At 75.5% G+C, this 14,184-nt stretch carries 8 protein-coding genes; 5 read left to right on the top strand and 3 right to left on the bottom strand.

All coding sequences use genetic code 11. The annotated features are described in order from the left end of the window. A partial coding sequence (locus EBM89_RS16715; RefSeq protein ID WP_122150784.1) for a bifunctional [glutamine synthetase] adenylyltransferase/[glutamine synthetase]-adenylyl-L-tyrosine phosphorylase occupies positions 1-2,986 on the top strand: 2,986 nt, incomplete at its 5' end. Here EBM89_RS16715 and EBM89_RS16710 read toward each other — a convergent pair. After that, positions 2,983-4,212 (bottom strand): AI-2E family transporter, encoded by a 1,230-nt coding sequence (locus EBM89_RS16710; protein WP_122150783.1) that lies wholly within the window; start codon positions 4,210-4,212, stop codon positions 2,983-2,985. The two genes, EBM89_RS16715 and EBM89_RS16710, sit on opposite strands and share 4 nt — an antisense overlap. Positions 4,213-4,413: 201 nt before the next feature. Between EBM89_RS16710 and EBM89_RS16705 the strand changes: the two genes are divergently transcribed. The 3 genes from EBM89_RS16705 to EBM89_RS16695 all read left to right on the top strand — a co-directional run bounded on the left by EBM89_RS16705 (position 4,414) and on the right by EBM89_RS16695 (position 9,435). Continuing rightward, entirely contained in the window at positions 4,414-5,430 is a 1,017-nt protein-coding gene (locus EBM89_RS16705; protein WP_122150782.1) for a glycoside hydrolase family 43 protein, read from the top strand. Further along, a complete protein-coding gene (locus EBM89_RS16700; RefSeq protein ID WP_233571806.1) occupies positions 5,427-6,779 on the top strand; it encodes an oligosaccharide MFS transporter in 1,353 nt (450 codons plus the stop codon). The genes EBM89_RS16705 and EBM89_RS16700 overlap by 4 nt, the downstream gene beginning before the upstream one ends. An 85-nt stretch (positions 6,780-6,864) precedes the next feature. Then, the gene (locus EBM89_RS16695; RefSeq protein ID WP_233571805.1) at positions 6,865-9,435 is read left to right on the top strand and encodes a SpoIIE family protein phosphatase; all 2,571 of its coding nucleotides are present in this window, start codon (positions 6,865-6,867) and stop codon (positions 9,433-9,435) included. Between the two features lie 43 nt (positions 9,436-9,478). Here EBM89_RS16695 and EBM89_RS22490 read toward each other — a convergent pair whose 3' ends face one another. Continuing rightward, positions 9,479-11,932 carry a putative bifunctional diguanylate cyclase/phosphodiesterase gene (locus EBM89_RS22490; RefSeq protein WP_147463592.1) on the bottom strand — a complete coding sequence of 818 codons (2,454 nt, stop codon included), beginning with the start codon at positions 11,930-11,932 and terminating at the stop codon, positions 9,479-9,481. Between the two features lie 150 nt (positions 11,933-12,082). Here EBM89_RS22490 and EBM89_RS16685 point away from each other — a divergent pair, with 150 nt between their 5' ends. Then, a complete protein-coding gene (locus EBM89_RS16685) occupies positions 12,083-12,643 on the top strand; it encodes a dihydrofolate reductase family protein (protein WP_122150779.1) in 561 nt (186 codons plus the stop codon). A gap of 3 nt (positions 12,644-12,646) precedes the next feature. Here the strand turns inward: EBM89_RS16685 and EBM89_RS16680 are convergent. Then, on the bottom strand, positions 12,647-14,184 hold a 1,538-nt coding region (locus EBM89_RS16680), incomplete at its 5' end, for a LuxR family transcriptional regulator (RefSeq protein WP_233571804.1).

Genomic DNA, 14,184 nt, shown 5'->3' with positions numbered 1-14,184 from the left:
GGCGGCTGCCGCCGCGCCTCGTGCTGACGGCACCGGCGACGTCCGCGCAGCGGCCGCCGTCGAGGCCCTGGTCCCCGCGCTCGCCGGGACGGCCGACCCCGACCAGGCCCTCCTGGCGCTCGCCAAGATCGCCGGCGCGGTCGAGGGCCACCCCGCGCGGCGCGACCGGCTGGCCCGCACGCTGGCGGAGGACGGCCCCGCCCGGGACCGCCTGCTCGGCGTGGTCGGCGCGTCCGTGGCCCTGGGCGACGACCTCAGCGCCCACCCCGAGCACCTGGACGTCGTCCTCGACGACGAGCCCGGCACCGGCGTCCCGGTGGCGCAGGTGCGGGCGGAGCTCCTGGTGGCCGTCGGCGCCGACCCGGACGCGGCCGTGCCGGTCGCCACGCTCACCGGGACGGACGGCGTGGACGCGATGCGCCGCGCCTACCGGGCCCGGCTGCAGCGCATCGCCGCGACCGACCTGACCTGCGGGGAGCCGCTGACCCGGCTGCCGGGCGTCGCGGCGGCGCTCGCGGACCTGGCGGCGGCCGCGCTGGAGGCGGCGCTCGCGCTGGCGCGGGCCGACCTGGACGACCACGGGGCCGACGTGCGGCTCGCGGTGATCGGCATGGGCAAGACCGGCGGCCGCGAGCTGAACTACGTCTCGGACGTGGACGTGATCTACGTGGCCGAGCCGGTCGAGGGGGCCGACGAGGCCGCCGCGCTGGCGGCCGGGACCCGGCTCGCGACGGCGCTGGCGCGGGCGTGCGGCGGTCCGTCGGGCGAGCCCGCGCTGTGGCCGGTGGACGCGGCGCTGCGCCCGGAGGGCAAGGACGGCCCGCTGGTGCGCACCCTGGAGTCGCACCGGACGTACTACGAGCGCTGGGCGAAGACCTGGGAGTTCCAGGCGCTGCTCAAGGCCCGGCCGCTGGCGGGCGACGTCGACCTCGGGCGCGCGTACGTCGAGGCCATGAACCCGATGGTGTGGCAGGCGGTGCGGCGGGAGAACTTCGTCGCGGACTCCCAGGCGATGCGCCGCCGGGTCGAGAAGAACGTCCCCGCCGCGGAGGCCGACCGGCAGATCAAGCTCGGCGTGGGCGGGCTGCGGGACGTCGAATTCACGGTGCAGCTCTTGCAGCTGGTGCACGGACGGGCCGATCCGGAGATCCGCAGCGGCAACACCCTCACGGCGCTGGCGGCGCTCTCCGAGCGCGGGTACGTCGGGCGCGAGCACGCCGGTCAGCTCGCGGTCTGCTACCGGTTCCTGCGGGCCATCGAGCACCGGATCCAGCTGCACCGGCTGCGCCGCACGCACCTGATGCCGACGGCGGAGGCGGACCTGCGCCGGCTCGCCCGGTCGGTGGGGATGCGGGCCGAGGGCGCGCAGGGGCTGACCGACCGGTGGAAGCAGGTCCGACGCGACGTCCGGCACCTGCACGAGGCGCTGTTCTACCGCCCGCTGCTGCCCGCGACGGCCCAGCTGTCCACGGCCGAGGCCAGCCTCGCGCCCGAGGAGGCCCGCGAGCGGCTGTCCGCCATCGGGTACCGCGACCCGGCGGGCGCGCTGCGGCACATCGCCGCGCTCACCGAGGGGGTGTCGCGGCGGGCGTCGATCCAGCGGCAGCTGCTGCCGGTGATGCTCGGCTGGTTCGCCGACGGTCCCGACCCCGACGGCGGGCTGCTGGCGTTCCGGCGGCTGTCCGAGGAGCTCGGTGGCACGCACTGGTACCTGAAGATGCTCCGGGACTCGGGCTCGGCAGGGGAGCGGCTCGCCCGCGCGCTGTCCACGTCCCGGTACGTCGCCGACGCGCTGGCCCGGTCGCCGGAGTCGGTCGCGTGGCTGGACGACGACGCCGACCTGGAGCCCCGCAGCCAGGAGCGCCTGGCCGCCGAGGCGGACGCCGTGCTGACCCGCGCGACCGAGCCCGTGCCCGCGCTGACCGCCCTGCGCGCGCTGCGCCGTCGGGAGCTCGCGCGGACCGCCGTCGCCGACGTGCTCGGCGTGGTCACCGGCACCCGGGCCTCGCGCAGCCTCACCGCGACCGCGGACGTGCTGCTCGCCGGGGCGCTGCGGGTCGCGACGTGGGAGGAGCGTGCGGCGCGGCACCTGGACGCCGACCCGACGGCCATGCTGGTCGTCGCCATGGGACGCCTCGGCGGTCGGGAGATGGGCTACGCCTCGGACGCCGACGTGCTGTTCGTGCACGACCCGCACCCGGGCGCGGACCCGGTGCTGGCCCAGGAGTTCGCCACCGGCACCGCGACGCGGCTGCGGGCCCTGCTCGGTGCCGTCGGCCCCGAGCCGACGCTGGAGGTGGACGCCGACCTGCGCCCCGAAGGGCGCAACGGCCCGCTGGTGCGGTCGTTCGACGCGTACGCCGAGTACTACGCGCGCTGGTCGCTCGTCTGGGAGAGCCAGGCGCTGCTGCGCGCCCGGCCCGTCGCGGGCGACACGGCGCTGGGGGAGCGGTTCGTCGCGCTGGTGGACCCGCTGCGGTACCCGGAGGGCGGGCTCGACCCCGCCGCCGTGCGGGAGATCCGGCGGATCAAGGCCCGTGTGGAGTCCGAGCGGCTGCCCCGTGGGGTCGACCCGACCCGGCACGTCAAGCTCGGCCGGGGCGGCATCGCCGACGTCGAGTGGACCGCCCAGCTGCTCCAGCTGCAGCACGCGCACGCGGTGCCCGGGCTGCGCACGACGTCGACGCTCGACGCCCTCGCGGCCGCCCGGGACGCCGACCTGGTCACCGCCGAGGACGCCGAGGTGCTGACCGAGGCGTGGGACCTGGCGTCCCGGGTGCGGGACGCGCTGGTGCTGTGGACCGGCCGGGCCGGCGGGTCGCAGGCCGACGTGCTGCCGCACGACCGCCAGGTGCTCACGGGCGTGGCGGCGGTGCTGGGCGACGCGCTCGGCGAGGAGCCCACGACGGGTCAGGACCTGGAGGACCGCTGGCTGCGGGCCGCCCGGCGCGCGCGCCAGGTGGTCGAGCGCGTGTTCTACGCCTAAGCGCCCGGGGTGGCGCCGGGCGCGGAGGCGTCGTCCGCCTCGTCCGCCGCGTCCGTCTCGTTCGCCTCCGTGCGGTCGTGCTGCTTGCGGCGCACGACCTCCTCCTCCAGCAGGCTCGGGTCCACGAGCTCGTGGCGGCGCAGGTACGTGTTCATCACGGCCTGGATGGTCGCGGCGACCGGCAGCGACAGGAACGCGCCCAGCGGGCCGAACACCGCGCCGAACGCGAGCACGGACAGGAACGCGACCGCCGGGTTGAGCTCCAGGGAGCGCTGCGAGACCTTCGGGGTGAGCACGAGGTTCTCGACCTGCTGGTACGCGATGATGAACGCCAGCACCGCCAGCGCCCGCAGCGGCGACACCGTCAGGGCGAGCAGCACCGGCAGCGCGCCGCCGATGTAGGTGCCGACCGTCGGGATGAACTGCGAGACCAGCCCGGTGAACACCGCGAGCGGCAGCGCGTACGGGATGCCGAGCAGCATGAGGAACAGCCACGTCGTGGCCGTGGAGATCGCCGCGAGCACGATGCGCGAGGTGATGAACCCGGCGACCTTCTCCTGCGAGACCTCCCACAGCCGCAGCACCTCGCGCTGGCGGTGCGGGGCGAGGTAGCGGAGCACGGCCGCGCGGAACTTCGGGCCCGCCGACGCCATGTAGTAGACGACCAGCAGCACGGCCGTGGCGGTGAACAGGCCGCCCGCGATCGAGGTGCCGACGCCGATGACGCCGGGGGCGATGTCGCCGACGTAGTTCCCGGCGTTGCTCAGCAGCTCGTCGGTCGGGGGCACCGTGACGTCGAACTGCTCGTCCAGCCAGACGCGCAGGTCCGCGTAGTAGCCGGGGATGGACTGCACGAGCTCGACGAGCTGGTCGACGAAGACGCCGCCGAGCATGACGAGCACGCCGATGCCGACGACGAGCGTGCCGATCATCGAGATGCCGGTGGCGAGCGGCCGCTTGATGCCGCGGCGACCGAGCCACAGGATCATCGGCTCGAGAGCCAGGGCGGCGAACCACGAGATGACGATGATCGTGATGACCGTGCCGAGCATCGACGCGGCGCGCCAGACCAGGATCGCGGCGAAGGCGGCGACCACCGTCATGAACAGGGCGCGCGGCAGCCAGCGCGGCGGGATCCGTGAGTCCCGGGCGCCGGGCGCCCAGCGGGCGGGGGCGGCGTTCCCCGCGGGCGCGGGGGCGTCGTCGGGCGGGACGGGGACGGGCATCGGTCGGCTCCGGGCTGTCGGCTGATCGGTGCTGGTCAGGCTACCCGCGCCGGGGTCGGCGCCACGGACGGTGCGGGCGACGCGCGGGACCGTGGTCCCGGTCGCCCGCTGGACAGGCGGGCGTACGGTATGTGAACGTCAACATACAACGATGGAGAAGCCGCCCCCGGGAGGGTCCGGGGGTCTCGACGAGGAGACGATGTGACCGACGTGGGCGTGAACCCGATCGTGCTGCAGCGCGCGGACCCGAGCGTGCTGCGGCACGGCGGGCAGTACTACTTCACGGGGTCGTACCCGGCGTACGACCGGATCGTGCTGCGCCGTGCGGAGCGGCTGGAGGACCTGCAGGCGGCCGAGGAGGTGACGATCTGGTCGGCGCACGCCGACGGCCCGCAGAGCCACCTGATCTGGGCCCCGGAGATCCACCGGGTCGGCGACGCCTGGTACGTGTACTACGCCGCCGCGCCGAACGACCACGGCACGGTTGACGTCCCCGGGACCGCGGAGACGTTCAACCACCGGGTGTACGTGCTGGAGAACACCGCCGACGACCCGTTCGAGGGCCAGTGGATCGAGCGCGGGCAGGTCGACACCGGGTGGGAGTCGTTCGCCCTGGACGCGACGAGCGCGGTGATCGACGGGACGCAGTACCTGGTCTGGGCGCAGCAGGCGTTCGACGTGCGGGGGCACTCGAACATCTACATCGCCCCGATGGCGGACCCGTGGACGCTGGCGGGTCCGGCGGTGGAGCTGACCCGCCCGGAGTTCGACTGGGAGGTGAAGGGCTTCTGGGTGAACGAGGGCCCCTCGGTGCTGGTGCGCGGGGGTCGGGTGTTCCTGACGTACTCCGGTGCGGCGACCGGGATCGACTACGCCATGGGCGTGCTCACCGCCGACGTCTCGTCGGACCTGCTGGACCCGGCGTCGTGGACCAAGAGCCCGGAACCGGTGTTCGTGTCCGACCCGGCCGTCGGGCAGTACGGGCCGGGGCACAACTCGTTCACCGAGCTGCCCGACGGCACGCCGGTGCTGGTCTACCACGCCCGGTCCTACACCCACATCGAGGGCGACCCGCTGTGGGACCCGAACCGGCACGCCCGCGCGCAGGTCCTGCCGTTCGACGCGGACGGCAACCCGGTGTGGGGCACGCCCGTGCCCGACACCCGCCCCGTCCCGACCAGCACCGCCGTCCTCAGCCCCGCCGGAGACCCCCAGTGACCAGCACGACCAGCCCCACCAGCACCACCCCGTCCGACCCCCGCCCCCGCGCCCTGGAGTCCCTGCGGCGCGGCGTGTTCTGGAACTACGGCGGCCTGTTCTTCTTCTACTTCGCGATCTGGCAGCTGGCGTTCACGTTCCTGCCGCTGTGGCTCGCCCGCGAGGGCATGGGCACCGGCCCCATCGGCGTGGTCAGCACGGTCTCCGCGATCACCGCGCTGCTGCTGCAGCCCGTGTACGGGTACCTGCAGGACCGGCTCGGGTTCAAGAAGTACCTGTTCGCGTTCGTCGTGCTGTGCGCGGCGTTCATGGGGCCGTTCTTCGTCTTCGTGTTCCAGCCCCTGATCGGGGTCAACGAGTACCTCGCGGCGGTCGTCGGCGGCATCTTCCTCAGCCTGTGTCTGAACTCGGGCGTCGGCGTCGTGGAGGCGTTCTCCGAGCGCGCCAGCCGCGCCAACGGCTACGAGTACGGGCACGCCCGGCTGTTCGGCTCGCTGGCGGGCGGCACGGCCGCGCTGGTCGGCGGGTTCCTCTGGGCCGCGAACCCGGACAGCATCTGGTGGGCCGGGACCGTCTCGGCGATCGTGCTCGGGACGCTGCTGTTCGTCGCCCGGGTCCCGAAGGTGGCCGAGCAGGCGTCCGGGGCTGACGGCGCCGGGGACGCCGACGCGACCGCGGGCGGCACCCGCATCACGAAGGCGACCATCCTCGGGCTGCTCCGCGACCGGAGCTTCGTCGGGTTCGTCGTGCTGATGTTCGGCACCGCCGCGCTGTACGATGTCTTCGACCAGCAGTTCCCGAACTACTTCGCCACCTTCGTCACCAGCGGTGACGCCGAGGTGCTGTTCTCGCGGGTCGTCGCGGTGCAGATCTTCGCGGAGGCGGCGTTCATGGTCGCCGCGCCGTTCATCGTCAACCGGATCGGCGCCCGCAAGGGCCTCATGGTGTTCGCCGCGATCCTGCTGGTCCGGGTGCTCGGCTCGGCGTTCTTCACCCACGAGTGGCTGCTCATCGTGTGGCGGCTGCTCGCCGCGATCGAGATGCCGTTCCTGCTGGTCTCGGTGATGAAGTACATCACCCGGATGTTCGACGTCCGGATCTCCGCGACGGCGTACATGCTGGGCTTCAACTTCGCCAAGCAGATCGGCATCGCGATCTTCGCGACGGTCTTCGGCCTGTCGTACGACGCGATCGGCTTCGCGCACTCCTACCTGATCATGGCGGGCGTGATCCTCGTCGTGACGGTCGTGGCGCGGATGCTCATGGCCGACGACCGCGAGCGGCTCGCACCGGGGGAGGCGGGCACGCCCGCGGCCTCGTCGGGGGACGCGGCGACCGCCCGGGCCTGACCCGGTCCGGCGCGGGCGACCTCCCCGCGCCGGACAGCCGGTTCCCCTATGCTCGGCCCCACCAGGGCGACCGGAGGAGGGGGCCGTGTCCGAACGTCACGTGGCGCCGTCCGACGAGGTCAGCGGCCTGCGCCTCGCCGCCGCCGAGCGGCTGCTCGCCTCCGTGGGCAACCCGGCGCTGGAGCGGCTGGCCGAGCTCGCCTCGCGCCTGCTGGACGCCGCCGCCGCGCAGGTCTCCCTCATCGGCTCCGAGCAGGTCGTCGGCGCGGCCGCCGGGGGCGCCGTCGGCTCGACGGGCGAGCGGTCGCCCGCGCACGACTCCGTGTGCACGGTGACCGCCCGCCTCGGCGAGCCGCTGATCGTCACCGACGCGAGCGCCGACGACCGGCTGCAGGACCTCGGGGCGGTGTCGGACGGGCGGGTGCGCGCCTACCTGGGTGTCCCGCTGGTCGGCAAGGACGGGCACGTCGTCGGCGCCATGTGCGTCTTCGACCCGCAGGTGCGGGCCTGGTCCACCGACGACGTCCTCGTGCTGCGGGACCTCGCCGCCGCCGCGGTCGCCGAGCTCGAGCTGTCCGCCCTCGCGGTGGAGTACGAGGCCGACCGGGTGCGCTGGCAGCTCGCCGTCACCGCGGCGGGCATCGGTTCCTTCGACTGGGACCTCGTCACCGGCCGCCTGGAGTTCGACGACCAGCTGCACGCGCTCTTCGGGGTGTCCCGCGCCGACTTCGGCGGCACCATCGCGGCGTTCGAGGCGTGCCTGCACCCGGACGACCGCGGACGGGTCGCGAAGGCGATCACCCGGGCCATCGACGGGTGCACCGAGTACCGCGCGGACTACCGGGTCGTCCGGCCCGACGGAACGACCTGCTGGGTGCGCGCGCGGGGCTCCGCGCTGCCCGGGCCCGACGGCACCGCCGTGCGGATGCTCGGCGCCGCCTACGACACGACCGCCGAGCGCGAGGCCGACGACCGGCTGTCCCGGGTGCTGGAGTCCATGGCGTCGGCGTTCTTCCTTCTGGACGACGACTGGCGGTTCACCTACGTCAACGCCGAGGCCGAGCGGGTGCTCGGGCGGCCCCGCGGCGAGCTGCTCGGCGGCGTCCTGTGGGACCTGTTCCCGTTCGCCGTCGGCTCCTCGTTCGAGGAGCACTACCGCGGCGCCGTCGCCACGGGGGAGCCCCGGACGTTCGAGGCGTACTACCCGCCGCCCCTGGACGCCTGGTTCGAGGTGCGCGCCTGGCCCGGCCCCGACGGGCTGTCCGTGTACTTCCACGACATCACCGCCCGGCACGACGCCGAGCAGCAGCGCGCCGAGGCCAGCGCCCTCGCCGAGAAGACCCGGCAGCGCCTCGAGCTGCTGTCCACCGTCAGCGCCGACCTGTCCTCCACGCTGGACACCGAGTACGCCGTCGGCCGCCTCGCCCGGCACCTGGTGCGGGACTTCGGCTCGTGGTGCCTCGTGACGCTCCGCGACGAGCAGCGGCACCTGCGCGACATCGCCGGGTGGCACGCCGACCCCGCGCTGCGACCCGTCGTCGCCCGGTACGCCCAGCTGCGGCTCGGGGCGCTCGCGCCGGGGTCGTTCCTGCACCAGGCGCTGCGGACCGGCGAGCCGGTCGTCGTGCCCGGCGCCACCGACGCGATCTCCGGGGTGCTGTCCGGCGAGGCCCGCGACGTGCTGCGCTCGCTGGCGCCCCGCACCGGGTACGTCGTGCCCATGCGGGCGCGCGGACGCACCGTCGGGGCGGTCACGCTGTTCCTGGACGACGCGCACGCCGAGGACCTGGCGCCCGAGGACCTGTCCCTGCTGGTCCAGGTCGCCGACCGGGCGGGGCTCGCGCTCGACACCGCGCAGCACTACCAGTCGCAGCGCAAGATGGCCGAGACGCTGCAACGCGCCCTGCTGTCGGCCCCCGCCGAGCCGGACGACCTGTCCGTCGTCGTCCGGTACGTCCCCGCGGCCGAGGCCGCGCAGGTCGGCGGCGACTGGTACGACGCGTTCGTGCAGCCCGCGGGCTCGACCGTCCTCGTGATCGGCGACGTCATGGGCCACGACCGGCACGCCGCCGCCGCGATGAGCCAGGTCCGCACCCTGCTGCGCGGCATCGCGGTGACCACCGGCGGTCCGCCCCGGGCCGTGGTCGGCGCGCTGGACCGGGCCCTGGAGACCCTCGGCGTCGAGGCGATGGCGACCGCCGTCGTCATGCGGCTGGAGCAGAACGCCGGCGAGCGCGCCGCCGGCACCACCCGGTTGCGGTGGACCAACGCCGGGCACCTCGCACCGCTGCTGGTCGACCCCGACGGTGCGGTGCGCGAGCTCGCCGCCGCGGAGCCCGAGCTCGTGCTCGGCGTCTCGTCCGGGACCGTGCGCACCGACGCCGAGGTCGTCGTGCCCCGCGGCTCGACCGTGCTGCTCTACACCGACGGGCTGGTGGAGCGGCGCGGGGAGCACCTGCAGGACGGCATCGACCGGCTGGTCGGGCTCGTCGCGGAGCTCGTCCCCGAGGCGCGGGCCCGCGTCGCCGACGACCCGGACCGGGTGCTGGACCCGGTGCACCTCGCGGACGCCCTGCTCGCGCGCGTCGGCGAGGACGGGGCCCCGGACGACGACATCGCCCTGCTCGTCGTCCACCTGGCGACCCAGCACGACTGAGCGCCGCCCTCGCGCTCGAGGGTCCGGCTGTCCGGCGGTCGGGTCAGGTGCGGAGGTCGGCCCCGCGGGGACGGGGCGCGACCGTCGTGGCCGTCGGGAAGTCCGGGCCGTCCGGCGTGGGGAGGATGTCCGCGCGGTCCTCCGGGCCGGGGACCCCCACCGACGGGGACGCCGGGCGCCGGGTCCCGGGCACCGTCGGGGCCGGTGCCGCGTCGCCCACCTCGGCCGGCGTCGCCGCGTCCCGCGCGCGCAGCCACGCGTCGGCGTCCGCGACCGGCATCGGCCTGCTGTGCAGGTACCCCTGCGCCCGGTCGCAGCCCATGAGCCGCAGGGCGTCGTCGGTCGCGGCGTCCTCGACGCCCTCGGCGATCAGCCGCAGCCCCAGGTGGTGCGCGAGCTCCAGCGTGCCGGACACGATGGCGCGGGTGCGCTCGTCGGAGGTGAGCCGCGCGGTGAACGACCGGTCGAGCTTGAGCTCGCCCGCGGGCAGCTCGTTGAGGTAGGTCAGCGAGGAGTACCCGGAGCCGTAGTCGTCGATGCTGACGCCGATGCCGCGGTCCGCGATGGCGCGGGTGACCGCGACGGCGTGCCGGGGGTCGTGCATGAGGGTGGTCTCGGTGATCTCCACGACCAGCCCCTCGGGGCGCAGCCCGGAGTCGGCGAGCACGGCGTCGAGGGTGTCGAGCAGGCGCGGGTGCTCCAGGCAGGAGGTGGACAGGTTGACGGCGACGGCGAGGTCCCGGCCGTCGCCCTGCCAGCGGGCGGCCTGGGCCGCGGCCTGCCCCAGCACGCGCTCGGTGAGGGCGAACATCGAGCCGGTCTGTTCGGCGAGGTCGATGAAAGCGACGGGGGGCAGCAGCCCGCGCTCGGGGTGCCGCCAGCGGACCAGCGCCTCCATGCCGACGACCCGCCCGTCCGTGCAGTCGAGCTGCGGCTGGTAGTGCAGCTCCAGGTCGCCGTGGCCGCAGGACTGCGTGGTGAGCATCGTCCGCAGCTCGTCGGCGAGCGTCATCTCGTCCCGGTCGCGGGCGTCGGCGGCCTCGTCGTAGACCCGCACGCCGCCGCCGTCGCGCTTGGCGGCGTACATGGCGGTGTCGGCCCAGCGGAGCAGCTCGCCGTCGCGGTGGTCGCCGAACGCCGTGCTCGCGACGCCGATGCTGGCGTCGAGGCGGACGACGCGGCCGGTGATGTCGACGGGCTCGCGCACGGCCGCGCGCAGCGCGTGCGCCACGGTGGTGGCCTGCTCGACGTCGTGGTGGTCGAGGACGACGGCGAACTCGTCGCCGCCGAACCGGGCGAGCACGCCGCCGCCGTCCAGCCGCGACCGCAGGCGGGCGCTCATGGTGCGGATGACGACGTCCCCGGCGGCGTGGCCGTACCGGTCGTTGACGTCCTTGAACCGGTCGAGGTCGATGACGAGCAGCGCGGCGCCGGTGCGCGCGGCGGCGAACCGGTCGACGACCTCGAGCATCGCCCGGCGGTTCGGCACGCCGGTGAGCGGGTCGGTGCGGGCCTCCTGCCGGGTGGCGGCGAGGGCGGCGAGCTCGCTGAACGTGCGGGTCATCCGCACGCAGCCGCCGAGCACGCCCGCCGTGGCGAGCACGGGCACGAGCAGCGACCCGCTGGGACGCAGGCCGTTCAGCAGCAGCACACCCGTCCCGGCGACCACGGCGACCATGGCGCAGATGGTGACGACCTGCGTGGACGCGAAGTGCCCGCGCAGCGTCGGCGGGGCCACGGACCCGGCGGCGGCGGTCACGAGCGTCAGGGCCGTCCAGGTGAGCACGACCAGCAGGCCGGGTGCGGGGGCGACGGCGACCGGCGCGGTGGGCGCGGTCAGCAGCTCGACGGCGGACATCCCGACCAGCCCGGCGGTCAGCAGCCACGCGCGCGGGTCGTCGCGCAGCCCGCCCGCGACCGTGACGACGAGGGTGGTGACCGCGAGCACGACGAGGGCGGAGGCGCGCAGCAGGTGGCCCTCCAGCGCCCAGCCGGGTCCCTCGGTGGTCAGCGGGCTGACGGCGAGAAGGTAGACGCCGAGCGCCAGGGTGCCGAGCATCGACCCGACGGCGTTGACCCAGTCGGCGGGGTGCGCGGCCGACGTGCGGAACCTGTTCCAGCTCAGCAGGCCCTGGTAGGCGCACAGCACGGCGACGACGCCGCCGACGGTCAGCCCCGCGCCGCGCAGCCAGGACGCTGCCACACCGGTGGCGGCGAGGTCGACGACCGCCTCGACCGTGAGCCCGGCGGCGACGGCGGTGACCGCCCAGCCGCACCAGCGCCAGAGCCCGCGCTCCTCGACGGCGCGGAGCTGCACCTGCTGGCGCAGGACGACGCCGCCGGTGGCCGCCGCGACGACCCCGCCCGCGGCGGTGAGGCCGGGCAGGCCGGTGGCGCGCTCGACCAGGGCGAGGACGGCGACGAGCGCCGCGGCGGCGGCGAGCGTGGGGCCGGGGGCCGTGACACGGCGCCGGGGTCCCGTGATCGAGGTGGGCATCACCTTGTCCATCGGCGCACGGGCGCCGGAGCCGAGTCGGTGAGCGGGAACTTCACCCACGGTTCGTACCGTTTCGCCCGGTTCGACGCCAGGGTGCGGCCACCCGGGGACCCTGGCGGGTGGGCCTCGCGCGGCGTACGGTCACCTCGCATGGGGCGGCTGATCTACTCGATGTTCACCTCGCTGGACGGCTACGCGTCGGACCCGGCCGGCGGCAGCGACTGGGGCGGGGCGGACGGCCCGGTGCACGAGTTCCTGTCGGAGCAGATGCGGTCGGTCGGCACCTACCTGTACGGGCGCCGGATGTACGAGGTCATGTCGTTCTGGGAGACGGTCCTGGAGCAGCCGGACGTCCCGGACTTCGCGCGGGAGTTCGCGGAGGTCTGGCAGGCGGCCGACAAGGTGGTGTTCTCCTCGACGCTGGACGCGCCGACGACGGCCCGCACCCGGCTGGAGCGCACGTTCGACCCCGCGGCGGTGCGGGCGCTGGTCGACGGGCTGGACCACGACGTCACGATCGACGGTCCGACGCTCGCCGCGGTGGCGCTGCGCGCGGGCGTCGTGGACGAGGTGCAGCCGCTCCTCGCGCCGGTCAGCGTCGGCGGCGGTCTGCGGTTCTGGCCCGCGGACCTGCGGCTGGACCTGGACCTGGTGGACGAGCACCGGTTCGCGAACGGCACGGTCTGGCTGCGCTACGCCGTCCGGCGCTGACGGTCACAGCAGCCCGCGCTGCACCGCCGTCCGCACGGCCTGGCGGCGGCCGTCGGCACCGAGCTTGCGGTAGATCGCCCGCATGTGGGTCTTCACCGTGTTCACCGAGACGAACAGGCTCGCGGCGATCTCCTCGGAGGTCAGCGACGACCGCAGGCAGCCCAGCACCTCGCGCTCGCGCTCGGTGAGCTCCCACGCCGACGCCCGGGGCGCGGGGCAGCGCTGCTCGGCGACCAGCAGCCGGGCCACGAGCTCGTCGTGGGCGCCGCCCCACTCCAGGTGCGCGGACAGCAGGTCGTGCAGGTCGGCGGCGCGGCGGCGCAGCGGTCGCACGAGCCCGAGCGGCGCGGCGTCGTCGAGCGCGCGCTCCAGCGCGGTGTGCGCGGCGGGCACCAGACCCTGGTCGGCGAGCAGCAGCGCTTCGGTGGCGTGCAGGGCGACCCGGACGTGGGCGGGCAGGCCACCCTGCACCTCGGCCTCGGCGATCCGGCCCCAGGCCGCCTCGGGGTCATTGCTGCGCCGCTGCGCCTCGGCCTGCCACACCAGGACGGCGGTCCGGGGCGAGCCCTCGGGGACGGCGAGGTCCGCGAGGGCGGTCGTGAGGTCGCCGCGGGCCTCCGCCTCCATCGCGGCGACGAAGCGCAGCACCGCGCGGGCGGCGTCGCCGTCCACCAGGTCCGGCGGGAAGTCGGCGAGCAGCGCGTGCGCCCGCGCGAGGCCGTCGGCGTCGCCCTGCGCGAGGCGGACCAGGGCGGTCACGGCCGCGACCTGGAGCAGCAGGTCGGGCCGGGTCCCGGTGGCGGCGTCGGCGGCCTCGGTGAGCGCGGTCGCGGCCTCGTCCAGCCGGTCCCGCCAGTAGGCGACGGTGCCGCGGGCGAGGTGCGCGGCGGCGACGGTGCTGCTGCCGCACCAGCCGTGCTCCCGCGCGTCGGTGACGGCCGCCTCGGCGTGCAGCGCGCCCCCGCGCAGGTCCCCGGCGCGCACCAGGGCCCAGGACCGCTCCGCGCGGCAGGCGATGTCGAGCGCGGGCCAGCCCCGGCTGCGCGCGAGCGCGGACGCCTGCTCCAGCCGCCCGGCGGCGGCGCCCTCCCCGCCGGGGCGCAGCAGCTCGGCCCGGCCGACGAGGTACTGCCCGACGGCGCGCGCGGTGTCGGGCAGGTCGGAGGCGTCCACCAGGGCGGCACCCCGGAGCCAGGACGCGTCGTCGGGGCGGCGCAGGACGAGCAGGTGCCGGACGAGGTCGATGACCGCCGCGACCGACCGGTCCTCCCCGCCCGGGCCGTCGCCGGGCTCGTCGACGGCCCGCGCGGCGGCGAGGGCGAGCAGCACGTCGGGGTCGCAGTCGAACGGCGCCGGGATGCGGTCTCGCATGCGCTCGATGGTGCCGACCTCGCCCGCCACGAGCAGGTCCGGCCAGTGCGCGCCGAGCACCCGCGCGGCGAGCGCGGGGTCGCCGCCGGCGAGCGCGTGGGTGATCGCGGCGGCGGGGTCGCGGCGCCGCAGGTGCTCGGCGGTGACCCGGTGGGCGCGCTGGGCGGCGG

Origin of the sequence: Cellulomonas triticagri (assembly GCF_003696205.1) — a bacterium.
In the GTDB taxonomy this organism is placed as follows: Bacteria; Actinomycetota; Actinomycetes; order Actinomycetales; family Cellulomonadaceae; genus Cellulomonas; species Cellulomonas triticagri.
This window is presented reverse-complemented; position numbering and strand designations above follow the sequence as displayed.